The sequence below is a fragment of the Aerococcus sp. BD502 genome, assembly GCF_057919555.1.
Genome location: NZ_CP147972.1, coordinates 430490 through 452377, shown reverse-complemented (window position 1 = coordinate 452377; position 21888 = coordinate 430490). Strand labels below are relative to the sequence as shown.

General features: G+C 48.1%; 24 protein-coding genes. 19 read left to right on the top strand and 5 right to left on the bottom strand.

The annotated features are described in order from the left end of the window. The first annotated feature begins 102 nt into the window (after positions 1–102). From dnaX to mscL, 11 genes are all read left to right on the top strand, one after another. Positions 103–1890 carry a DNA polymerase III subunit gamma/tau gene (dnaX, locus tag WF803_RS02215; RefSeq protein WP_489611502.1) on the top strand — a complete coding sequence of 596 codons (1788 nt, stop codon included), beginning with the start codon at positions 103–105 and terminating at the stop codon, positions 1888–1890. An 11-nt stretch (positions 1891–1901) separates the two neighbouring features. Beyond that, entirely contained in the window at positions 1902–2216 is a 315-nt protein-coding gene (locus tag WF803_RS02210; RefSeq protein ID WP_489611501.1) for a YbaB/EbfC family nucleoid-associated protein, read from the top strand. A gap of 37 nt (positions 2217–2253) precedes the next feature. Beyond that, entirely contained in the window at positions 2254–2853 is a 600-nt protein-coding gene (gene recR / locus WF803_RS02205) for a recombination mediator RecR (protein ID WP_489611943.1), read from the top strand. A 15-nt stretch (positions 2854–2868) separates the two neighbouring features. Further along, complete coding sequence (gene tmk / locus WF803_RS02200) at positions 2869–3513, top strand: dTMP kinase (RefSeq protein WP_489611500.1); 645 nt, start codon at positions 2869–2871, stop codon at positions 3511–3513. Position 3514: 1 nt separating this feature from the next. Continuing rightward, entirely contained in the window at positions 3515–4540 is a 1026-nt protein-coding gene (gene holB, locus WF803_RS02195; protein WP_489611499.1) for a DNA polymerase III subunit delta', read from the top strand. Between the two features lie 83 nt (positions 4541–4623). Then, the gene (locus WF803_RS02190) at positions 4624–4959 is read left to right on the top strand and encodes an initiation control protein YabA (protein ID WP_489611498.1); all 336 of its coding nucleotides are present in this window, start codon (positions 4624–4626) and stop codon (positions 4957–4959) included. Positions 4960–4970: 11 nt separating this feature from the next. Then, positions 4971–5720, top strand: a complete 750-nt coding sequence (locus WF803_RS02185; RefSeq protein WP_489611497.1) for a tRNA1(Val) (adenine(37)-N6)-methyltransferase — start codon at positions 4971–4973, stop codon at positions 5718–5720. Then, a complete protein-coding gene (locus WF803_RS02180; RefSeq protein ID WP_489611496.1) occupies positions 5713–6045 on the top strand; it encodes a GIY-YIG nuclease family protein in 333 nt (110 codons plus the stop codon). The genes WF803_RS02185 and WF803_RS02180 overlap by 8 nt, the downstream gene beginning before the upstream one ends. A gap of 11 nt (positions 6046–6056) precedes the next feature. After that, entirely contained in the window at positions 6057–6956 is a 900-nt protein-coding gene (gene rsmI, locus WF803_RS02175; RefSeq protein ID WP_489611495.1) for a 16S rRNA (cytidine(1402)-2'-O)-methyltransferase, read from the top strand. After that, the gene (locus WF803_RS02170; protein WP_489611494.1) at positions 6956–7993 is read left to right on the top strand and encodes a YdcF family protein; all 1038 of its coding nucleotides are present in this window, start codon (positions 6956–6958) and stop codon (positions 7991–7993) included. The genes rsmI and WF803_RS02170 overlap by 1 nt, the downstream gene beginning before the upstream one ends. Positions 7994–8042: 49 nt before the next feature. Next, positions 8043–8435, top strand: coding sequence for a large conductance mechanosensitive channel protein MscL (mscL, locus tag WF803_RS02165; RefSeq protein WP_489611493.1), 393 nt, complete (start codon positions 8043–8045; stop codon positions 8433–8435). A 282-nt stretch (positions 8436–8717) separates the two neighbouring features. Here the strand turns inward: mscL and WF803_RS02160 are convergent, their stop codons facing one another. From WF803_RS02160 to WF803_RS02145, 4 genes are read right to left on the bottom strand one after another with little or no spacing between them, the layout of a single operon-like run. Beyond that, positions 8718–9815 carry an NAD(P)/FAD-dependent oxidoreductase gene (locus WF803_RS02160; protein ID WP_489611492.1) on the bottom strand — a complete coding sequence of 366 codons (1098 nt, stop codon included), beginning with the start codon at positions 9813–9815 and terminating at the stop codon, positions 8718–8720. 1 nt (position 9816) lies between these two features. Continuing rightward, the gene (locus WF803_RS02155) at positions 9817–10620 is read right to left on the bottom strand and encodes a hypothetical protein (protein ID WP_489611491.1); all 804 of its coding nucleotides are present in this window, start codon (positions 10618–10620) and stop codon (positions 9817–9819) included. Beyond that, a complete protein-coding gene (locus WF803_RS02150) occupies positions 10598–11992 on the bottom strand; it encodes an HD domain-containing protein (RefSeq protein WP_489611490.1) in 1395 nt (464 codons plus the stop codon). Before WF803_RS02150 ends, WF803_RS02155 begins: the two co-directional genes overlap by 23 nt. Positions 11993–12007: 15 nt before the next feature. Then, positions 12008–12859, bottom strand: coding sequence for a lipoate--protein ligase family protein (locus tag WF803_RS02145; protein WP_489611489.1), 852 nt, complete (start codon positions 12857–12859; stop codon positions 12008–12010). A gap of 79 nt (positions 12860–12938) precedes the next feature. On the opposite strand from WF803_RS02145, the gene WF803_RS02140 reads away from it, so the two are divergent. From WF803_RS02140 to WF803_RS02125, 4 genes are all read left to right on the top strand, one after another. After that, on the top strand, positions 12939–13367 hold the full coding sequence (locus tag WF803_RS02140; protein ID WP_489611488.1) for a DUF1934 family protein: 429 nt from the start codon (positions 12939–12941) through the stop codon (positions 13365–13367). A gap of 136 nt (positions 13368–13503) precedes the next feature. Continuing rightward, positions 13504–14103 carry a DNA-directed RNA polymerase subunit delta gene (gene rpoE / locus WF803_RS02135; protein ID WP_489611487.1) on the top strand — a complete coding sequence of 200 codons (600 nt, stop codon included), beginning with the start codon at positions 13504–13506 and terminating at the stop codon, positions 14101–14103. Positions 14104–14139: 36 nt separating this feature from the next. Further along, a complete protein-coding gene (gene murA, locus WF803_RS02130) occupies positions 14140–15399 on the top strand; it encodes a UDP-N-acetylglucosamine 1-carboxyvinyltransferase (RefSeq protein WP_489611486.1) in 1260 nt (419 codons plus the stop codon). Positions 15400–15508: 109 nt separating this feature from the next. Then, positions 15509–15970, top strand: coding sequence for an aminoacyl-tRNA deacylase (locus tag WF803_RS02125; protein ID WP_489611485.1), 462 nt, complete (start codon positions 15509–15511; stop codon positions 15968–15970). 45 nt (positions 15971–16015) lie between these two features. Here the strand turns inward: WF803_RS02125 and WF803_RS02120 are convergent, their stop codons facing one another. Continuing rightward, complete coding sequence (locus WF803_RS02120) at positions 16016–16384, bottom strand: thioesterase family protein (protein ID WP_489611484.1); 369 nt, start codon at positions 16382–16384, stop codon at positions 16016–16018. A 100-nt stretch (positions 16385–16484) separates the two neighbouring features. Here WF803_RS02120 and WF803_RS02115 point away from each other — a divergent pair, with 100 nt between their 5' ends. The 4 genes from WF803_RS02115 to WF803_RS02100 all read left to right on the top strand — a co-directional run bounded on the left by WF803_RS02115 (position 16485) and on the right by WF803_RS02100 (position 21880). Continuing rightward, positions 16485–17042 (top strand): DJ-1 family glyoxalase III, encoded by a 558-nt coding sequence (locus WF803_RS02115; RefSeq protein ID WP_489611483.1) that lies wholly within the window; start codon positions 16485–16487, stop codon positions 17040–17042. A 240-nt stretch (positions 17043–17282) separates the two neighbouring features. After that, on the top strand, positions 17283–18557 hold the full coding sequence (gene rho / locus WF803_RS02110; RefSeq protein ID WP_489611482.1) for a transcription termination factor Rho: 1275 nt from the start codon (positions 17283–17285) through the stop codon (positions 18555–18557). A gap of 132 nt (positions 18558–18689) precedes the next feature. Continuing rightward, a complete protein-coding gene (locus WF803_RS02105) occupies positions 18690–18947 on the top strand; it encodes a type B 50S ribosomal protein L31 (protein WP_489611481.1) in 258 nt (85 codons plus the stop codon). A 731-nt stretch (positions 18948–19678) separates the two neighbouring features. Beyond that, the gene (locus tag WF803_RS02100; RefSeq protein WP_489611480.1) at positions 19679–21880 is read left to right on the top strand and encodes a hypothetical protein; all 2202 of its coding nucleotides are present in this window, start codon (positions 19679–19681) and stop codon (positions 21878–21880) included. Positions 21881–21888: the final 8 nt, after the last annotated feature.

The window sequence follows — 21888 nt, the reverse complement described above, 5'->3', positions numbered from 1 at the left end:
TTTGTTTTTAGTCGAAAAATTTGAGGAGCTGATCCACCGTGTCTTGTGACGCAAAATTTGTTATACTATAGAAGAGTATCTAGAAAGGAAGCAGGTGACCTCATGAGCTATCAGGCCTTATATCGGGTGTGGCGGCCCCAGCGTTTCAGTGATCTGGTGGGCCAAGATGCCGTGGCTAAGACGCTGAAAAATGCGATCCGCCACCAGCAAACCAGCCACGCCTATCTCTTTACCGGTCCGCGGGGGACGGGGAAAACGAGTGCGGCAAAAATTTTTGCCAAGGCCATTAATTGCCCCAATCAAGAAGATGGGGAGCCTTGCAATACTTGTGAGCTTTGCCAAGCAATTACCCAGGGCAGCTTGGCCGATGTGATTGAGATTGACGCCGCGTCAAACAATGGGGTGGAGGAGATTCGGGATATCCGGGATAAAGCCCGCTATGCGCCTACTGAGGCTACTTACAAGGTGTATATTATTGATGAGGTGCACATGCTCTCCCAAGGGGCCTTCAACGCCTTACTCAAAACCTTAGAGGAGCCTCCTGAGAATGTTATTTTTATTTTAGCGACGACGGAGCCCCATAAAATTCCCGCTACGATTATCTCCAGAACCCAGCGTTTTAATTTCAAGCGCCTGGATACGGCTGATATTGAAAAGCATTTAGAAAAAATTCTAAAAGAAGAAGGCCTAAAAGCGGAAGACGAAGCCCTCCATATTATTGCTCGCACGGCGAATGGGGGCATGCGCGACGCTTTGAGTTTACTGGATCAAGTGTTATCCTTTTCGGAAGGGAAAATTGCGGCAGAAACAGCCCGCACTATTACGGGGAGTTTGAACGAAGACCAATTGACCGCTTATATTAAGGCGGTTCATGAGGAAGACGTGGAGGCGGCCTTAGCCACTTTAGAAGGTATGCTGGCAGCGGGCGGCGAGCCACATCGCTTCCTCGAAGAATTGCTCTTTTTCTTGAGGGATCTCTACTTGGCGAAGATGCTGGGCGCTGATGCTGACGTTTGGAGCCGGCCTTATCCTGATGCCTTCTTCACTTTGAGTGCGGCCTTGACGCGCGAAGAATTGAATGGCATGCAGGAGCTTGTATTAGAGCGGGTGAGTGACTTACGTTTTGCGAGCCAGCCGCAAATTATTTTGGATTTACTGACGATGCAATTAGCCGCTAGTCACTTTAAGGCTAGCCAAGCCCCCAAGGAAAAAGAAGCCGAAGCGGCTGACCACATGCAGGTGAAACAATTACAAGCCGAAGTCGCCGCCTTGAAAAAGGCGGTCAAGGAAGGGCCAGTGGCGAGTGAATCCACCCAGCCCCTACCGCAAGCACCCAGTCGGCCTAAGGCTAGGGGGCAGGTCGCTGAATTTGAACCCCGCTACCATTTGATTTTTAAAACCTTGCAAGCCGCGACAAATACCGATCGCCGGCAAATCGAAGCCGTTTGGCCGGATATTATCGCTTCCCTGCCTACGGTACAGGCTGCCCTCTTGCAGCAGACTTTCCCAGCAGCTGCTTCCCCCGAGTACTTTGTTTTGCGCTTTGATTATGATTTGCTTTGCCAGAAGGTAGCCGATGACCAGGCCTTACAGCAAACGGTTCAGGAGAAAATTGAGGCTTGGACTGATCATCCGGGGAAAATGCTTTTGCTGACTACAGAGCAATGGGAAAAAGCCCGGGCGCGTTATGTGAAAGCCATGAAGGCTGGTCAGTTGGCTAATTTGCTTGGTGATACGGGGGCACAAGATGCCAACACTGACCCAGATGAAACTGTCCTGGAAAATACAGCTTCAGCTAAGGACGGGGGCAACGAAGCCGTGAAAATGGCAGAAGAAATTTTTGGTAAGGACAATATTTATATTATTGATGACGATGAGACCGTAGAGTAAAGGAGTAAATTATGGCAAATAATATGATGAACATGCAAAAAATGATGAAGCAAGCACAAAAAATGCAGGCGGATATGGAGAAGAAGAGTAAAGACCTCGAGCAGCAGGAATTTACGGGCCAAGATCCCACCGGCATGGTCCAAGTGAAGGTTAACGGGGCTAAAAAAGTCCTCGCCATCGACTTGAAACCCGAAGTGATTGACCCCGAAGATCCAGATATGTTAAGTGATTTAATGCTAACAGCGGTAAATGAAGCCTTAGCCAAGGTGGATAACAAGCAAGCTGATCTCTTCAAAGGACTCGGCGGGGGCTTGCCCGGCTTTTAGGTCGACGGTATGGTGAGGCGAGAGGAGGTTTTCCATGCTGCAATATCCAGATCCCATCGCGCGTTTGATGGAAAGTTTGAAGATGCTGCCGGGTATTGGGAGTAAAACAGCGGCGCGCTTAGCCTTCTATATTTTAGATATGAAGGAACAGGACGTTTTAGATTTTGCCCGCGCCCTGGTCGATGTCAAACGCGAGCTTACTTTTTGTGAAATCTGCGGCAATATTACCGAAGCGTCCCCCTGCTGGCTATGCCGGGATGAGGAGCGTGACCGCAGTTTAATTATGGTCGTGGAAACCTCCCAGGATATCATTGCCATGGAACGCATGCAGGAATACCGGGGCCTCTACCACGTGCTTCACGGCGTACTGTCGCCTTTGGAAGGGCGGGGGCCAGAGGATTTAAATATTCGAAGCCTGCTCGAACGCCTGCAAGATCAGGAGGTCAAGGAAGTGATTATTGCCACCAATGCCACGGCTGAAGGAGAGGCCACCGCCACTTACTTGAAGCGTCTCATTCAGCCGGCCGGTATTAAGGTCAGCCGCATTGCTTATGGCTTGTCGGTGGGCAGTGACATCGAGTACGTCGATGAAGTCACACTGTTTCGGGCCTTGGAAGGTCGGCGGGAGATGGATTAGAAGGAAGGGTAGCTTGTGTTTATCACTTTTGAAGGGCCGGATGGCTCGGGAAAAACGACGCTCATTAAAAAACTCGTGGCCTATTTTGAGCCGCAGTTAAAACGTCCGCTGCTGGTGACGCGTGAGCCGGGGGGAGACCCCTTGGCCGAGGAAATTCGCCAAGTTATTTTGGATCCTAAGCATGGGGCCTTGGATCCGAAAGCCGAGGCGCTTCTCTATGCGGCGAGTCGCTGCCAGCACTTAAGCCGGGTGATCACCCCGGCTTTGGTACGTGGGCAGGTCGTTTTTTGTGACCGTTATGTGGATAGTTCCCTCGCCTACCAAGGCTATGGCCGGGGCCTGGGTGTAGAAGCGGTGCGCGCCATTAATCGCTTTGCCCTGGAAACAGTCCAACCGGATCTCACTCTCTACCTGCGCTTGCCTGCTACTGTTGGCTTGGAGCGGATTCAAGCCCATCGTTCTGAGGAAATGAATCGCTTAGATTTGGAGGCCTTGGCCTTCCATGAACGGGTGGTGGCAGGTTACGAAGCCTTGTACCAGGCGGAGGGCCAGCGGATAGTCGCCTTGCCTGCCGAAAAAAATCCGGCTGAGGTTTTTACCTTGGCTAAACAAGCGATTGAGGAACGTTTTCCCCAAGGTTTAGAAGGTGAAGGAGGCTAGCATGACGCAAGCAGATGGCCACGTGTGGGCCCTTGAACATCAGCAAGCAGCAATAAAACGAGCCTTTGATGGGGTGCTGGAGCGTGGGCAATTGGCCCATGCTTACTTATTTACGGGCCTCCCTGGCAGTGGGCAGGAAGCCTTGGCGGAGTATTTGGCTTGTGGGCTTTTTTGCGAACGCGGTCCCTTGCCTTGTGGAGAGTGCCGGACTTGCCGGCTCATTCAAGCGGGGGCTTTTCCCGGCGTTTTGACTTTAGAGAATCAGGGCGAAAAGCTAAAAATAGATGAAATTCGGCACATCAAGGAAGAACTAGCCCTTACCTCCATTAACCAAGGGCAGAAGGTCATTGTTTTAGAAGATGCGGAAAGGTTGACGACCCAAGCGCAAAACAGTATGCTGAAATTTTTGGAGGAGCCTTACCCTGGGGTCTACCTGTTTTTGACCACCAGCCAGCCCCAAGGCCTCCTGCCGACCATTCAATCCCGCTGCCAATTGATTAATTTGCCACCCATACCCAAAAAAGAGCGCCTTGTCTGGCTAAAAGAAGAAAACTTGCCGGCCAAAACCCAGGAATTGCTAGCAGAATTAACCCATGATCGGTTGAGTGCTAAAAATTTGCTGGCTGACGAAGTCTTTCAGGGGCAGAATAAGGCGGCCTTGCAGTGGCTTTTGTATATTTTCACAACTGACGCTAGGGCCTTGACCATGATTATAAATACTTGGCTTCCTCTCAGTAAGGAAACGGCTGATATCGAGCGCTTGCTTAACATGCTGCTCCTGTTCTGCCGGGATCTTTTTTACTTGAAATACCTGCAATTAGAAGCAGAAACAGGCGTCCAGGGCTTACTCATCCCTGCCGAGCAAAAAACCTACCAAGATATCCTCCAGCAAGCCAGTGAGCAGCAATTAGCTGGCCTCAGCCGCGCCCTCCCTAAGGCCCAAGCCATGCTCAAAGCTAATGTCCAAGTGCAGAGCGTCTTGGAATACGTCGTTTTAAAAGCCTGGCAGGAGAAACCGGTCAGCTGAGCGGGAGTTTTTCTTTCGGGGGGCATGTGCTAAAATGAAAGTATCATGAGTGAAGTGAGGGAATATTTGTGAATAAGCATCCTATGACCAAGCAAATGGAGCAGATGCAAGATCAGTTAGCCTTGCTTGCGGAAGGTTTGACCCAAATTGAAGAGGAATTGAATGAGCAGATTTTAACTAATCACCAATTGCGGGATGAGAATGCCTACTTGCGGGAAAAATTGCAAAATTATACCGACAAGGAACTGGCCAAGGAGCAGGTGGAGCAAACCGAGCAGCGTTCCAAGGCCATGCAGAATTTGGCTAATATTTATGAAGATGGCTTCCATATCTGCAATATTTCCTATGGCCAACGCCGGCCTCATGGGGAGCAATGCATGTTCTGCTTGGATATTTTAGCAGGAAAACGCGATAAATAGGGGAGGTTGTTGTGGTTTTAGGTTTAGAAGCAGGTGAGCGTGTGGACACGCTCCCAAGTTCTCATCCTCTCAAAATTATTCAAAGCAAAAATTATTTAGCCTATTCAACGGATGCCCTTTTTCTGGCTAAATTTACCCATTTACGAGGCCTAGCCAAGGAAAAGGTCGTTGATTTATGCACGGGGAATGGAGTCTTGCCCCTGTGCTTAGCTGATCGCTATCCGGCCGAGATTTGGGGTGTCGAGATACAAGCGCCCCTCTGTGACATGGCCAGGCGCTCAGTTGCTTTGAATGGTTTTGAGGAGCAAATTCATATTTTAGAGGCTTCCATTACAGAAGCTCCGGAAAAATTAGGCCATGATATGTGTGATATTATCACGTGCAATCCCCCTTACTTTAAGGTTTTCCCTGCCTCCCTAAAAAACCCTAATCCCGCCAAGGCCCAAGCCCGCCACGAGCTTTCGATGACCCTTACAGATGTATTTCGAGTTAGCCGGGTCTTATTGAAAAATCGGGGGCAGTTATTTATGGTGCACCGGCCGGACCGCCTGCAGGAATTAATGGTTGCAGGGGAAGCATTTGGCTTTGGCTTGCAGCGCTTGCGCTTTATCCATCCTAAGCCGGGGACTTTGGCAAATATGGTGCTATTAGCCTGGCGGAAGAATGGGGGCCAGCATGGCCTGAAAGTCGAAGCCCCCGCCATCATGTATGATGAAGCTGATGAACTGAATCCTGCTGTACGGGCGGAGCTTTATGAGTAAAAAAGCCCACTACATGTATGTGCTCTCCTGCCAGGATGGGACCTTGTATACTGGCTACACCCCCCATCTAAAAGCACGCTTAAAGACGCACAATGCTGGGAAGGGAGCCAAATATACCCGGCCTGCCTTTCGCCGGCCTTGCCGTTTAATTTATGCTGAAAAATATGACCAAAAAAGCCTAGCTATGGCCAGGGAATATGCCTTTAAGCAATTGCGGCGCCCGCAAAAACTAGCCTATCTCACCCAGCAAGGTGTCAAGCCGAAAAAGGGCCAAGCCTATGTGCTATGCCCGGGCGTTCAGGCAGCCGATATTAAAAAATTTTAGGAGGTGAACCGATGAAAATTCAGCATAGCTACCGTTCCAGAGAAGAGGGCGTTTTATATTTAGTGCCGACACCAATTGGTAATTTAGGTGATCTGACCTACCGGGCGGTCGACATTTTACAGTCGGCAGATTTACTATTGGTGGAAGATAGCCGGCAGACAGGTAAATTGCGCGCCCATTTTGGGATTGAAACCCCCATGCTAAGCTACCAGGAGCATAAGCATGAGGAGCGCTTGCCGGAAATTTTACAACGTTTAGAAGCTGGCGAAACCTTAGCCCAGCTGAGTGATGCTGGTATGCCCAGCATTTCGGATCCGGGACGGGGGCTGGTGGCAGCTTGCCTAGCGGCCGGCTTTCCTGTCTTACCCCTCCCTGGGGCCAGTGCCGGCATCACCGCGCTGGTTGCGAGTGGTCTGGCTAGCCAGCCTTTTACCTTCATCGGTTTTTTACCCAAGAAGAAAAAGGCCCAAGCCGAAGCTTTGCGGCCTTATGCAAGTCGTCCGGAAACCCTAATTTTTTATGAATCTCCCTACCGCTTGGCCAAAACTTTGGAAAATTTGGTGGGGGTTTTTGGCGGTGAGCGTCCCGCCGTGGTGGCCCGTGAATTGACGAAGAAATTTGAGACCTTTTACCGAGGTCAGCTCGGTGAATTGGCGGCCTACTTTGCGAAGGAAAGTACCAAAGGCGAAATCTGCCTGCTTATTGCCGGCCAAAAAAATGCCCAAGGCCAAGATGAGGATGATTTTTGGGAGCGGCATAAGGCCCTGCCCTTAAAAGACCTGGTCCCCCTAGTGGCAGAGGCCAAGGGCTACCGCACGAACGATGCGATTAAATATGTGGCGAAACGCCTGAACGTGAAAAAGCAATATGTCTACCAAACCTACCATGACCCGAAAAAAGGGGGCGTCTAATGCTTTTTTACTTAACCGGTTTTGCCTTAGTTTTAGTGGCCTTCATCATTTTTGTGATGGCGCCGCGTAATCTTTGGGATACTTTGCTGGCTTTGGTTGGCTTTATCATTTTACTGATTCCTTTTCTCTGGAATTTGAATTGGGCCAGCCCTCCCCTGCAAAGTTTTTTGCTTTTTTTCGAGCAAATGGGCAGTGCCATCGGGCCTCTATTGATGTTTCTCTTCGGCTCCTTTATGGTGGCCCAAGCTTGGACCCTATTTCATAAGGAGCAAAATCTTTTGCAATTATCGATTGGCATTGCCTTAGGCCTCTTGCTAATTTCCATTTGTCTCCTACATTACTTGGCGATTTTTGGCTTTCACGTGGGGGAATTTCAGCGCTGGGTCAAAATTCCCGATTTCATGATGACTTACTATGTCTTATTGTTTATCAACTACCTCGTGGTGACCGTGCGCTTAACCTTCATGGAGGATGAGGGGCCGAAGGACTATGTCTTAATTTTAGGGGCTAATTTGCAGCCGGATGGGAGCTTAACCAATGTTTTAAAGCGTCGGCTCAATCAAGCTTTGAGTTACTTAAGCCGCCAGCAATTTCTCCATAAAAAAGAGCCCAAAATTATTGTTTCGGGAGCCAGAACGCAGCCCTATATGAAAAAGAGCGAGGCTAGCAGGATGCGAGATTACCTTATCGCCCATGGGGTAGAAGAGGAGCGTATTTTGCTGGATGAGGAGGCCGAAAACACACACGGGAACTTCTACTATTGCCGGCTCCTATTAGAAGAGGAGAACTTCTGGTCGGAGAAGACAAAAATTGTTTTTATCACCAGCAATTACCATCTTTATCGCAGCCAGCTCTATGCGAATATGGAAGGCCTCTACCAGATGTCAGGCATCGGCGCACGGGCGAGTTTACGCGAATGGCTGAGGAATGGAGTGCGGGAGTATGTGGCCATTCTCTTTATGCACAGGAAGGGTCATTTTTTCCTAAGCCTCTTATTGCTGCTCGCTGGGCTACTGCGTTACTTGCATTTTTACTAAGGCTTTCTTACACTGAAGGCAGTACAGGATTTGTTTTGGAGGTGCTTGAATGCTGAAAGAATTTCGTGATTTCATTGCCCGTGGTAATGTGATGGACATGGCCATTGGGGTTGTCATGGCGTCAGCCTTTACTGCAATTGTCAACTCCCTCGTCGAAGACATCATTATGCCGATTATTGGAGCCTTAATGGGGAATACTGATTTTACCGGCATTACAATTAATATTTTAGGGGCGAAGTTGACGGTAGGGAATTTCATCCAGGCCATTATTACCTTCCTACTGATTGCTTTGGTGCTCTTCTTTGTCACGAAGGCCGTGGCGAAATTAAAGAATGCCTTCATTAGCGATAGCGATGAGGAGGAAGAAGAGGAACCTGCACCCAGCCAAGAAGAAGTGCTCCTCACTGAAATTCGCGATCTCTTGAAAAAAGATGTGGATTAGCTGTTTGAGTTTAAAAGGCTCGTGCTAGCGCTAAAGTTTGAGGCAAGATTAACAAGTTTTTATGGGGTCTGTTTTCGATATGACGTCGGAAGCAGGCCTTTTTATTTTTATTCCTGCACCTTATCCTACGGGGCAAATTTTTTAAACCTAAAGTTTATTGAAGTTGCGATCGCTTTTTTATGAAGAGTACTTAGCCTTCTTGATATTAAAAAGGCCTCCACTTCTCTGCAGTCATTGAGAAGTGGAAGCCTGGAGTTAGGTTAGCATTTTGCCTGGCCACGTTTAGGCTTGGGCTTTAATATACCGGGCAGGGTCGTAGTCTGCCAGGGGCAGCTGTGTTTTTTCTTGGGCGAGCAGGCGAACCAATTCCCGGCCAATTAAGGGCCCGGTCGTTAAGCCACTGGCTCCTAGGCCAGAGGCTACGAGCAGTTTGGGATGGCCTGGCACCGGCCCAAAGAAGGGGGTATAGTCAGAGGTGTAGGCCCGGGTGCCCACTTTTAAACCTTTGGGCTGCGTGAGGTCCAGTTCTGGGAGCAGTTTGGCTACTTGGCTTAAAATAGGCTTTAATTCGGTTAAAGCTGCCGTCAAGTCAAAGCCTTTGTCATCATCATGGGTGGCACCAATATAGAGGCGGTTTTCCCCATGCGGAATAATATCTGCCTCTCCTTCTGGCATAATGAGGGGCCAAGTTGAAACAGGAACATCATAGTAGGCCAGGGCGCCTTTTTGCGGGCGGACATCCACTGTGACGTTAAGGGGGGCTAGGCACTGGGCTAGCCAGGCCCCGGACGCAAAAATAATGGCATCGTAGGCGGTTCCGTTTAATCGGTAGGTCCCTTTAACCACGTTGAGCTGGGCTTTTTCTTGGCGATAAGTTAGCCCCACTTCCTGGGCGGCCGCTAGGAGGTCATTGACCATGGCCTCCCCATCCAAAATTGCCGCTCCTTTTTCAATGGCTAACACATCACCCTTATAGGTCCAAGCCTTGAGGCGGGCTTTTTGTTCCTCAGGGCCAAGGCGCTTCACCGTTTTGATGAGGGGCGCTTCGGCCTTTCTTTTTTCAACGAGGGCTTCTAATTCAGGCAGGAGGTGCTGGCGTTTTTTTAAGAGCCAGGTGGGCCGTTGTTCATAAGCAGTGGTCGCATGGCCTAAAGCTTTTAAATCTTGGAGGAGGTCCTTATAGAAATGCGCGCCCTGATTGGCTAAGCGGTACCAGGCTTGATTGCGCCGCTTGGAAAACCACGGGCAGATAATACCGGCCGAGGCTTTCGTTGCTTGGCCAAAGCCTTCATCATAGAGGGTGACCTGGGGGAAAATTTGGCTGGCGTAGAAGGCTGCAGTCGCTCCCACAATGCCTCCGCCGACAATCGCAACTTTCATTTTACTCATCACCTTGGCCTTTCTTTTTGGGTCGTTTCAACTTGAAGAGGGGCTTTTTCTCACTTTGCCGTTTGACATGCCAATCGAAAATCCGATCGATGACAGGACCAAAATTGAAATAACGCAAAGCCAAACGGTATAAGCTATAGAGGACAAGTGCCAGCCAGAAGACGCCTACCGGAATCGGTATAAGGAAAACCCGGTAGTGCAAGAGAAAAACTGGTAAGCCTAAAGCAAGCAAGCTAAAGAATATGCCGGCTCCTAATTCGCGAATATTTCGGAGTCGCTTCCAGAGGTAGCCACAAGCGCTCTGCCGGATAAAATTGAAAAAGAAAAAGACCGCACATAAAATGAGCAAGTATTGGAAAATAATTCCTAAAATACTGACCTCAATGGGCATGGTCAAGGCTAAGCTGAGCTGCCCGTAATTATAGAGGCCATAACCAAAAAGATAGAGGGAGTAGAAAAAATAGCTGGCTACCAAATATTGATTAATGAAGCCTAAGTAATGCGGCAGTTTTTTTGTATAGGGAGTCATTGGTAATTGGCGCATCTTCTTCCGCGCCCATTGGTAAGGAGTCGCTTCCAGGGCTTCGCGGGCGGGCTGTTTCGCTTCTGCCGCTGTCTCTAAGGCGGTTAACAGCTCCTTTAAGCATTCGTCAACAAGGTAACTCGGTTCGACAGTTGTCATAAAGTAGCTGAGGGTAGAATAATAGTAGAGGCGCCAGGGTTTGGGGAGGGCCTGGGCCCGTTCTTTGTTTTCTCTTTTAAGGTGTTGGCCGCTAGCTGTGGTCGTCGTGGTCATAAGGTACCTCCTTATCTGGCTGATTCAGGGGGGTCAGAATTCCATATTGAGTTAATTGGTGGATGTCTTTGAGGAGCGGGTCGAAGAGGTTGACATGCTGGTCCTCGGCCAATTCATGGGGGAAGTAAACGCGCTCATCGCCCACTTCCTGGCCGGCAATGGCCCGAATCAGAGGGCTGGCGGCGGATAATTCCACCACTTGCCCGTCCTGGCGCTTGAGTTCAATTTGGGTTCGCGGCGCCTGGTCATTAGGATGGTAGAGGTCATAGGGCAAGTCATAATTACTGCTCTCCGACAAGTAATAGGCAGTGTCATAGCCCAAAGCCTCTAGCCGGGCTTTCAATTGCTTGAGGCCCGTTTTTGCTTCTAGCCCCGGATAAGTAACCGACTTGAAAGGCTTTCGATTCATAAAACGCTCCGCCAAGTCCTTTAAGATGGGATCGGGACTAGTATGCTGCCAGTGGTTAAAATAAGCGACCATCACGTGATCATCAAGGGCGAGGTAGTCTTTTAAGGACCATTGCTGATCCAAGAAAGGCAAGAGTAAGGGGGCCGTTTTCTCAAAATAAGTAGGCTGCTTTTTAAAATAATCGCGGGCTCGTTTGAGTAAATGCTTCAAAATCGTTTCCATGCCCCGGGTCACGGGATGAAAGTAGACCTGCAAGTACATCTGATAGCGGCTGACCAAGTAGTCCTCGATCGCATGCATACCAGCATATTGGTAAATAAGGCCTGTTTTAGCTGGCATCATGACACGTAAAATTCGAGTCTGATCGAAACGTCCATAATTTGTTCCCGTAAAATATGAGTCCCGCAGGAGGTAGTCCATGCGATCCGCATCCAATTGACTGGAAATCATTTGTACCACTTGGCTATTGGGGTGCTGGTGGCTAATAACAGCAGCGACTTCCTGAGGAAAAGTGGGTCCAATTTGGACGAGCGCCTGGTGGACAGTCGTATCTTCATTTAAAATGATCGTTTGGGTCAGTGCTTCATGATCCGTTTTAAAAAGCTGCTCAAAGGTATGGGAAAAGGCTCCGTGGCCAATATCATGCAAGAGGGCCGCTGCAAGGGCCAGCAAGCGATTGCTATCGTCCCAGCCTCCATCGCCGATTTCCTGACTAGGGTAATTGCGCTTGAAACGATCACAAATTTGCTGGGTAATTTCATACACCCCCAAAGAATGGCCGAAGCGACTGTGCTCCGCCCCGTGGAAGGTTAAATGGGAAACCCCGAGTTGCTTAATTCGCCGCAGCCTTTGCATTTCGGGGGTGTTAATTAATTCCAGGATGAGGGGATGGCGGACATGGATATCCGCATGAACCGGGTCTAGAAAGATCTTTTCTCTGGGCAGGCGGGCATCTTTTCGCATCGTAGCCTCCTCAATCTATTGGCCGAGTGCTTTTTTAACTTGCCGGTTTTTCTTCTGCATTTTCTTCAAGTATTTTTCGTAATCGAGGCTTGCCGTCTCTAAGTCAACTAATTGCAGTTGATCAGCTTGGACGAGAGTTTGGGTGAATTTTTCCTTGACCGTTTCGAGGTCATTTAATTCCGGAATAAGATCCCCTAAATTGGCCATCGAAGCAGGATTAATGGCGGGATAAGGGGTTTTTTCGCTGGTGTCTGCTTCCGTCACTTCATAGAATTTCCTGAGCAGTTCCCCGCGCTCCTGTTGGGGGCCATTTAAGCTTAGGTAAATATATAAGCCTACCGTGTCACCAATGCGCCGTTGGGAGAGGCCGGCAACCTTTTTCCCTTGCACCCGCAAATCATAAGTGCCGGGGCAGTAGGAGTCGGGCACTTCGCCGGTTTGCACGGCTTCCCCGTAAGGCTTTAGGAGTTCATTTAAAATATTAACCATCAAGTCATAGGCGTGGTCAATCGATAAGCGGCCCTGATCCGGACGAACAGCTAGGGTCAAATTCAAAATCCCCGGGTCATTGACGACCGCCAGACCACCGGAAGGACGGACCACGGGGGCATAGCCATTTTCTTCCAAGAGTTGAATGCCCGCATCGAACTTAGGCAGGCGGGTATCCACCATGCCCAGGTAAACACAGGGAGCGCCTGGCCAGTAGTAGAGGCAGGCATCAGCCGCCAATTCACCTTTGTTCATTTGATTTAAGATACCGTCCGCCAGGGCAAAGGGGCGGAGGGGTTCACTTGCTTCAATACATTCATCGATCAGCCCCAATTTGAGGGGTTGTTTTGCTTTAGTATATAATGGGTTTAGTAGCATGCCATCACCTTTTCATCTAACGTATTACAGCATTATTATAGCATACCACCCAGGCTTAGCAGCAGTTGAGGAGGCTTTTATGGAGGAAGTTTGGCTTGAATTGTACCAGGAAATTTCAGCAGCTGGCGAAAAAGAAGAATTTACCGCAGCGTGTTGCGGCCAATATTTTACCCTTGGGTCACGTTATTACTTGCGCTACCAAGATAAGGAGGATTCGGTGCAAGTGAAATATGATCCTGAAGAAGAAAGCTTAGAAATTTGGCGTCGAAAGCCCGGGAGTAGTTTCCGCCTGGCTTTAGCGTCCACGCCCCAGGTTTCTGTTTACCGCTTTCCGCGAGGCCAGGGCGTTATGAATTTTAAGGGGGCATATGACAAGATCCATTTTTCGTGGAATGCTGAACAGCAAAGAGGCGAATTAACTTGTGCTTATTATCTTAAAACGCTAAACCCTGACGACCAGGGCAGGAATTACCGATTAAAATTGCTTTTTCAGGGCGGGATAGTGTAAAATGAAAAGGTAATGTCATAGAGAAGCAAGGGGTCAGCGCCACGCGCATTTTGGCGCCTTACTTTTTCATTTGGCAAGAACTGCTGGCTGTAAGAACATGGCCAAAAAGTGATTCATGTGAAAGGATGGCTATAGAGTGGAATTAACCCGTTTAAAAGGCCAAAATAAAAATGAAATAGCAATGATTGAAGTGGCCTATGAAATTTTATTAGAAACGAATCAGGTTCATGATTTTAATAGCCTACTAGAAAGTATTCAAAATTACCTCGAACTCCCTACGGAAGAATTAGAACAGCGCATGGTCAATTTCTATACCCAATTGAATGCGGACGGGCGTTTTATTTCCCTCGGTGAAAACCGCTGGGGCTTGCGCTTGTGGTATCCGGTGGGCGCGATCAATGAGGAAATCATCTCGACTTTTGACGATGATGAATTGAAAGCTAAGCATAAATATCGCGGTAAAAATATCATTAAAGAACAAGAAGACGATGACGATGAAGAAGACGTGATCGACTACAATAATGATGATCCAGAAGATGACGGCATCGTTGAGGATTCTTATGGTGACGGCGATGAGGAAGATGAAGATGATCCGGAATTGCGTGACTATAAAGCCGATCTCAATGCCTTGGGTGAAGAAGAGGATGAAGAATTAGAAGATGGGCTCGAAGGCGATTTGAGTTTGGTCGATGAGGACGAGGAGTTAGACGACCAAGACGATGACGACGAGGACTAGCACTAGGGCTAGTTTTTATTGACGAAAGGAACAAGAATGAAAAGGATTTTAATCAAAGGAGGGCAAGCCCTAGAAGGCGAAGTGACCATTAGTGGCGCTAAAAATAGTACAGTCGCCTTAATTCCTGCCGCAATTATGGGCAGGGGCCAGGTTGTTTTAGAAAGTGTGCCTGATATTTCTGATGTGGCCGCCCTCATTGAAATACTCGAAGATTTCCACTGCCAGGTTTCCTATGATGGCTACCGCTTAGAGATCGATGCCACCGACATGAAAAATATCCCCATGCCCGAGGGAAAAATTCAAAGCTTACGGGCATCCTACTATTTTATGGGGGCTCTCTTGGCGCGTTACGGTGAAGGGGTCGTCGGCTTACCCGGTGGCTGCTCGATTGGGCCGCGCCCCATTGACCTGCACATCAAAGGCTTTGAAGCCTTAGGGGCGATCGTGGAGCATCACGACGGCGCCATCCATTTCAAAACGCCGCATGGCTTGCATGGGGCGGATATTTACATGGACGTGGTTAGCGTGGGGGCCACCATTAACGTCATGCTGGCTGCCACGATGGCAGAAGGCGAAACGGTGATTGAAAATGCGGCCCGGGAACCTGAAATTATTGATGTGGTTTCCCTATTGAATAAAATGGGCGCTAAAATTCGCGGGGCTGGGACCTCAACAATTCGGATTGAAGGCGTGCCTCATTTAGAAGGGGCTACCCATCAGATTATTCCCGACCGGATCGAAGCAGGGACTTTCCTAACCGCTGCCGCCGCGGTTGGCCACGGCGTGACCGTTAAAAATGTTATATTTGAACACATCGAAAGTTTCGTCTCTAAAATGGGTGAAATGGGTGTGGCCATGGAAGTGCGCGAGGATGAAATCTTCGTTCAGCCGGCGGAACGCCGCTTGCAGATGGTAAACATCAAAACCATGCCTTACCCAGGCTTTGCCACCGATTTGCAGCAACCTATCCTGCCGCTTCTTCTGACCGCGTATGGGCAAGGCACTATTGTGGACACGATTTACCCCAAGCGCATTAAACATATTCCCGAATTACGACGCATGGGGGCCAAGGTAGGTGTCGTTAAGGATCAAATCCATGTGGAAGGTCCCAACCAGTTGAAAGCTGCGGAAGTGACTGCTTCTGACTTGCGGGCAGGTGCCAGCTTGGTTAATGCAGCTTTAATTGCCGAAGGAACGACGACCATTTATGGGGTCGACCACATCCTGCGTGGCTATGATAAAATCAGTGAGAAATTAACCCGCTTGGGCGCTTCGATTGAACTCATCGATGCCTAAGTTTAAGATGAGACTTGGCTCTCATCTTTTTTAGTTTTTAACGCTTTTAGCAGCTGCCTTGCCCAGAGGCTCTGAGGTCTTTAAGATAAAGAGAAGAAGGAGGGGTTGGATGAGTCGAAAATTTCCAAAAACGAATGTGATGCGCGTGCTCCAGCAAAATCGAATTCCCTATACCCCTTATTATTGGGATATTGTGGGCGATGTAGCGCGAGAAACGAACAGTAAAATTTTTAAAACCTTGGTGACGGTGGGCAAGTCGGGTGAACATTATGTTTTTGTCGTGCCGGTGAAGCGTGAGTTAGACTTGAAAAAAGCTGCCCAAGCCGTCGGGGAGAAAAACATTCATATGATTAAGCAAGAGGAGCTCAGGCCCTTAACGGGTTATGTGCATGGTGGTTGCTCCCCCATTGGGATGAAGAAGCAGTTGACCACGACCTTTGATATTTTAGCCCAAGAAGAAGAACGCATTGTTTTTTCGGCGGGGAAGGTGGGCTATTCGGTGGCCGTTGATGTCAAGGATATCGAAACCCTCATTCCCTTACAATATGCCGATATCAAAACAGACGCTTAAAAACAAAAACTCGCCAGTTTTGAAGCTGACGAGTTTTTACCTTTTCTAACTTTTCAACTTAGCAAGGAATTTTTTATTATTGATTTTGACTCTTTGGTGACGGCCTTGGGCGATCAGACGACGTCCTTCATAGGCTTCTAGGGCGAAGTTAAAGAGGCGACCGTCTTGTACTTTCACCAAGTGAGCTTCTACCTTAACTTCTTGACCGACGCTAGTGGGGGCCAGATGCTTGATATTGATCGCTCCTCCCACGGTGCCTTCATCTTCCTTAAAACGATCGGCAATGAGGGCCTGGGCGGTGGCCTCCATGTAAGCAACTAGCATGGGGGTAGCGAGCACTTCCAATTCACCCGAGCCGAGAGCCTTGGCAGTGTGCTCGGCTTGCACCGTGAAAATTTTTGTTAATTTTTCCATGATAACCTCCTCAATTTTATTCTTTCTTTTATTGTAGCATAGGTTTTTGGCTTATGAGATAAGCAAACCTTGTGTTAAAGTAAAATGAGGAGGGATAAAAATGGCAAAAGTCGCTGTTTTGTTTGCACCAGGTTTTGAAGAAATAGAAGCTTTAACGCCAATCGATGTTTTTCGGCGTGCGGAGATTCCAATTGATATGGTAGGCTTTGACAAAGAAGTGACCGGCGCTCATGGGGTCACGGTCAAAATGGATCAGACGCTAGCATCAGTGAACTTAAAGCATTATGAATTGCTCATTTTACCCGGCGGCCTGCCCGGCGCTACCCATCTTCAGGATCATGCTGAAGTGACCACGGCCCTGGAGGCCTTGGCGTCACGTGGGGATAAAGTTGCAGCAATTTGTGCAGGGCCTATCGCATTGGCCGAAGCAGGAGTTTTAGAGGGGAAAGCCTTCACGTGCTTCCCTGGTTTTGAAGACGAGATTAAAAGCGGTGATCATCAGGCGGATGAACTGGTAGTGGTTTCTGATAACGTGATTACCAGTCGTGGACCGGCGACCGCCTTAGAATTTGCCTATCAGTTAGTAGATATTTGGGGTGGTGACTCAAAACCGATCCGTTCTGCCATGCAATATGATTTTCTTAGGGAACGATTATAAGTCGCAGGTGGATAAACGCCTTGAGAAAGAGGGCATTGCCCTCTTTTTTTAATATTGATATTTTAAGGCTATTGCAGTTATTGGCTGGGTTGATTAGAATGAACAAGCTAGCAAACTGTTATGGATCAATGGACCAGTAAGGAGCGAGCTTTAGATAGCTAGTCATTTTCTAGTTTTTTCTCATTATTTACACTTGGTAAACCAGGCAAGTTCCGCTGCAAACTATAGAAAGAGGACAGGATGACCCAACACGATCAAGAACAATATTTACGTTTAAAAGAATTGGAACAGATGACCTTAAAGGACATTTATGAATATGCAAAAGCTTATCAAATTCGCTATTATAGTCAAATGAATAAAAAGGAACTCATTATCGCTGTCTTACGTGCCCAAGAAGAAGAGCAAGGATATTTTGAGGTGTCGGGGGTGCTGGAAATTACCGGCCCGGAATTTGGCTTCCTTCGTTCCATCAACTATGCCCCAAGTCAAGAAGATATTTATATTTCCAATTCTCAAATCAAGCGTTTTGGCCTAAGGAATGGGGATTTGGTAACAGGAACCGCCCGGCCCCCAAAGAAAAGTGAGCGCTACCTCGGCCTGATGCATGTGTATGCGGTTAACGGGAAGGATCCTGAGGAAGCGAAGCAACGGCCTCATTTCCCCGCTCTGACACCCATTTACCCTGATAAGCCACTTCAATTGGAAACGCCGGCTGGCCCCTTGGCGCCGCGACTTTTGGATTTGCTGGCTCCCATTGGTTACGGACAACGGGCTTTAATCGCAGCTCCGCCTAAAGCAGGAAAGACGACTTTACTGAAGGAAATTGCCCAGGGCATAACGAGCCAGCAGCCGGCTTGTGAACTCTTAGTGCTTCTGATTGATGAGCGCCCAGAAGAGGTGACAGACTTAGAGCGCAGTATTGCCGGAGAAGTGATCTCCTCTACCTTTGACCAGCGTCCAGAACATCACGTCCGAGTTGCGGAATTGGTTTTGGATCGGGCACGGCGTTTAGTGGAGGATAAGCAAGATGTTGTCGTCCTATTGGATTCCCTGACCCGCTTAGCCCGTGCTTATAATCTTGTCGAGCCGCCTTCTGGTCGGACGCTATCGGGAGGGGTTGATCCCGCCGCTTTATATGGGCCCAAACGATTCTTTGGCTCAGCTAGAAATATTGAAGAAGGCGGGAGTTTAACAGTGATTGCCACCACTCTAGTAGAGACAGGCTCACGCATGGATGATATGATTTATGAAGAATTTAAAGGGACGGGCAATATGGAAGTTCACTTAGAGCGGCGACTTGCAGAGCAGCGTATTTTTCCTGCCATCAATTTGAAAACATCCAGTACGCGGCGTGAAGATCTCCTCCTCACCAAGGAGGAGATGCAGGCACTTTGGCAAATGCGTCGACTCCTTAAGGGTGATCCTGTGCAATTTACCGAACGGCTCCTCCATGAACTCAAAGAAACAGAAAATAATGAGCAGTTTATCGCTCGACTTCTCCAGTTGCACGATTAAAAGCGGAGTAGGAAGTATTAACTTTTTCCTTCGAATGCTTGTCAAGAATGAATTATTATGATAGTATTATGAACGTTATACGACAATAATCTCTGGGTTGCGAAATACTCAGGGCGAAAAGGAGAGAAAATCATGAAAGCAGATATCCATCCCGATTACCATAAAGTTGTTTTTATGGACACGACCACTGGCTATAAATTCCTCTCAGGTTCTACCAAGGAAAGCCAAGAAACAGTTGAATGGGAAGACGGCAATACCTATCCGCTAGTACGGGTAGAAATTTCCTCGGACTCTCATCCGTTTTACACAGGCCGTCAAAAATTCAACAAAGCCGATGGTCGCGTGGATCGTTTCAACAAGAAATATGGCTTGACGCAAGACAAAGAATAAGATTTTTAACTGGCTTACTTAGTCCCCGATAGTTAGAGAATATGATCTAACCGTGGGGGCTTTTTTATGTCTCATTTTTCCTAGGAAAATATCCAACCTTTCAAGCCGAAAATTGGACTGGTGGGCTGTGATCGAGATAATTTGCGCACTTAAAGGATATTCTTAAGGAATGGAGGACTTGAGAATTTAGGGACAAAGAGATGAAAGGAGCTTCTTTCTTCTTAGAAAATAGCTTGAGCCTGAGGGTGGCATCAATTAGGATAAGACCAAAGATTGATAGCTTTTTTATAAAAATATATATTTTTAAAATATTTATTGACATTATTTATTTTTTTTGCTATGTTATACTTGCGTTAAGGGCACCTTAATACTGATATAGGAGAAAGGGTCGAGACGAAATGCGGAAACATAAAAGCTTTCGTTCCTTCATTCTGTTGCTGGTTTTGTGTTGTTCCCTGTGACTCTGGTTTCGGCAGAGACTGTTTACTATCGGGGTTCACGCGTAAATTGGGAATATGGCCGTCGTTGGGGTGTTTATAGCTTCTCAGATGTGCAAAGTCACCACTACGAACATTGTTCAACCGCCAATTCCGTCTTTTCTGGTTGGAAAAAGAAAGGTGTACTAGCTCAGGCTCAAGATTATGTTGGGCCTCGTCAGGCCGTGTGTTATTGGGATTGTCGGTAGATAAAATGTAACCGAATTCTTTGTTAATAGGTAGGAGGTGCCTTTCATGTTTCGTGCTTTGAAATGGACGTGCTTAATGATAGCAGGCTTTTTTGTCTTTGCCCTTGCTAGTCTTCGGATAGTGGCGCTCGGTGATCATTATACGGCCTCTCTGGGACGATACTTGTCCAGAGGGCAAGAAATTCATTTGACCCAATTGCCCGAGCAGACGGCCCAAAAAGCCTACGCCACCCTAGAGGAAGCCGTCGCTCTGCAGGGGGCTTTTTTACTGCGCTTGGATCAACTTACTTTCGGTTCTGATCGCACTCTAAACTGTTATCGTCTGGGTGTCACTGGTCAAACAGCAGGGCATGAGTCAGAGCTACACTGGCAATTTATGGGCCAGTCGATATTAAATGAGGAGGCTTATACGCAGCTCTTGCAAGCTAAGGAAGGTCAGACTTTGGGTTTCAATCCCTTGCCAGGCGAACAGCTGGCCCCTTTGCCGGAGATTCGGAGCAGTATGCAGGTGGTGGTGCACCAAATGGCCGATTTGCAGGAGCAGACGAAGACAGTCACAGGGCAATATCGCGTGCTGGGTCTGACGGCCAGTGCCTACGAATCGTTAATCTCTGACCTCAGCCAAGTGACTGGGCAAAAGCCTGAGCAATTGCGTGGGAATTTGCATGGCGAAATAATCACTCCCGCTCTGGGAAAGACGCTTCTTCTTGCTTCGAGTTTTTTATTACTTTTCCTTTTAGGGGTACTTTGGGTCTTCTTGGCCTTGTTTTGGCAGAAGGACTTTGGTGTTTATGCCCTATTGGGTTGGTCAAAAAAGGCCTTTATATGGCAGAAGGCAAGTCCGACCTTTTTGCTGAGTTGTTTCTTTCTGATCTTTTTGCCCTTTATCAGCCTTTTGTACCTTAAGCATTTTTCCCTCAGCTGGGAGCTTATTTTCTATCATTTGACGGGAATTGCCTGGGGCCTGCTCGCCTTTACGATAGTTTTGGTTTTGGGGACACTCCCTATTCTTTTGATTCAACCGCTCAAGGCCATTAAGGGTCAGGTCAATCATCGCTACCTCCTGATCCTAGCAACTTTGACTTACGTGGCGGCAATCCTTGCGCTTGTGGTTGGACTTCATGCTTTAGATGGGCCGTTGTTTCAATTTGAGAAGTACCAAGACGTTTTGCAAGCTTGGGAGCCGGTTAAAAATTGGCAGGTTTTTTATAAACGAAGTGGTCTCGAGAACAGTGGGGGTCGGGATGCACAAGGTCAGTTTGCCCTGGACTTCTATCACTGGTATGCCAGTATCGAAAACCAGCCTGGCGTTTACTTAGCTAATAGCGACTATATTTCCCAGGAGCTTTTAACGGATTGGTCAGCCCAAGGGATCTACCAGCATGTGCCCGAGCGTCCATTCTGGTATTTAGCGGCCTCCGCCTCCTACCTTAATAATCAGTCCTTTACCCCCTCTATTAAGGATGAGAAGCTTGCTGGGGAGGGTATCAGGGTCTATTACTTACCTAATACCTGGTCGGACCAGGAAAAAGAAGCAGTAAAGGCTTGGTTAGAAGAAGATAATCAGCCCGCCGAAGCGCCCATGATCGACACGGCTTTTGAGCACAAGCCACGCTTTGTTTTTCGGGAGTATGAGCCCCAGCGAGAGATTTTTAATTTTGATCCGCGTGGTGACCAACGTCCCTGGGTCAGAGACCCCGTGATTTACCTAGCAACAGCGAATAATATGCGTTATTTTGAAAGTGAGTCCCTGGGTGCTAGTGGCGCTTTGCAGAATTCTTATGTGAAATTAAGTCCAGAGGCCTACAAAAAGTACACAAGCTCAGCCTATCTGAGTCAATATGGCCTGAATCAGGAGGGCTTAAGCTTTGTCTCGATTGAAGCTGTCATTCAGGGCTTAAGTAAATCGCTTGGTGAATTCTTATTGCTGTTTGGCAGCATTGCCGGCCTACTCGCTTTTTTCGCCTTGCTACTGATATTTGGCTTAACTCTAGTTTATGGTTTAGGCATGGGAAGAGTTCTAGCTGTGAAGCGGTTACTTGGCTTTGGCTTAGGGCGGCTCTTTTTACCACCTTACATTTTAGTTGTTGTTATGAATATAGGTGCTTTATTGGCAGGTGTTTTATTGCGAAGTCGCTTTATTCCTGTCTTCTTTAGTGTTTATATACTTGTTCAAGGGCTCCTGCTGTGGTGGCAGAGTCAGAAGCTGGCTAGGCAGCAAATGAGTCAAATGCTGAAGGAAGGTTAGCGTGTGTG

Excerpts from the sequence above, each read along its gene's own strand:
- dnaX (WP_489611502.1), top strand. The coding sequence starts at position 103 with ATGAGCTATCAGGCCTTATATCGGGTGTGGCGGCCCCAGCGTTTCAGT.
- WF803_RS02210 (WP_489611501.1), top strand. The coding sequence starts at position 1,902 with ATGGCAAATAATATGATGAACATGCAAAAAATGATGAAGCAAGCACAA.
- holB (WP_489611499.1), top strand. The coding sequence starts at position 3,515 with ATGACGCAAGCAGATGGCCACGTGTGGGCCCTTGAACATCAGCAAGCA.
- WF803_RS02190 (WP_489611498.1), top strand. The coding sequence starts at position 4,624 with ATGACCAAGCAAATGGAGCAGATGCAAGATCAGTTAGCCTTGCTTGCG.
- WF803_RS02180 (WP_489611496.1), top strand. The coding sequence starts at position 5,713 with ATGAGTAAAAAAGCCCACTACATGTATGTGCTCTCCTGCCAGGATGGG.
- rsmI (WP_489611495.1), top strand. The coding sequence starts at position 6,057 with ATGAAAATTCAGCATAGCTACCGTTCCAGAGAAGAGGGCGTTTTATAT.
- WF803_RS02170 (WP_489611494.1), top strand. The coding sequence starts at position 6,956 with ATGCTTTTTTACTTAACCGGTTTTGCCTTAGTTTTAGTGGCCTTCATC.
- mscL (WP_489611493.1), top strand. The coding sequence starts at position 8,043 with ATGCTGAAAGAATTTCGTGATTTCATTGCCCGTGGTAATGTGATGGAC.
- WF803_RS02160 (WP_489611492.1), bottom strand. The coding sequence starts at position 9,815 with ATGAAAGTTGCGATTGTCGGCGGAGGCATTGTGGGAGCGACTGCAGCC.
- WF803_RS02155 (WP_489611491.1), bottom strand. The coding sequence starts at position 10,620 with ATGACCACGACGACCACAGCTAGCGGCCAACACCTTAAAAGAGAAAAC.
- WF803_RS02150 (WP_489611490.1), bottom strand. The coding sequence starts at position 11,992 with ATGCGAAAAGATGCCCGCCTGCCCAGAGAAAAGATCTTTCTAGACCCG.
- WF803_RS02145 (WP_489611489.1), bottom strand. The coding sequence starts at position 12,859 with ATGCTACTAAACCCATTATATACTAAAGCAAAACAACCCCTCAAATTG.
- WF803_RS02140 (WP_489611488.1), top strand. The coding sequence starts at position 12,939 with ATGGAGGAAGTTTGGCTTGAATTGTACCAGGAAATTTCAGCAGCTGGC.
- murA (WP_489611486.1), top strand. The coding sequence starts at position 14,140 with ATGAAAAGGATTTTAATCAAAGGAGGGCAAGCCCTAGAAGGCGAAGTG.
- WF803_RS02125 (WP_489611485.1), top strand. The coding sequence starts at position 15,509 with ATGAGTCGAAAATTTCCAAAAACGAATGTGATGCGCGTGCTCCAGCAA.
- WF803_RS02120 (WP_489611484.1), bottom strand. The coding sequence starts at position 16,384 with ATGGAAAAATTAACAAAAATTTTCACGGTGCAAGCCGAGCACACTGCC.
- WF803_RS02115 (WP_489611483.1), top strand. The coding sequence starts at position 16,485 with ATGGCAAAAGTCGCTGTTTTGTTTGCACCAGGTTTTGAAGAAATAGAA.
- rho (WP_489611482.1), top strand. The coding sequence starts at position 17,283 with ATGACCCAACACGATCAAGAACAATATTTACGTTTAAAAGAATTGGAA.
- WF803_RS02105 (WP_489611481.1), top strand. The coding sequence starts at position 18,690 with ATGAAAGCAGATATCCATCCCGATTACCATAAAGTTGTTTTTATGGAC.
- WF803_RS02100 (WP_489611480.1), top strand. The coding sequence starts at position 19,679 with ATGTTTCGTGCTTTGAAATGGACGTGCTTAATGATAGCAGGCTTTTTT.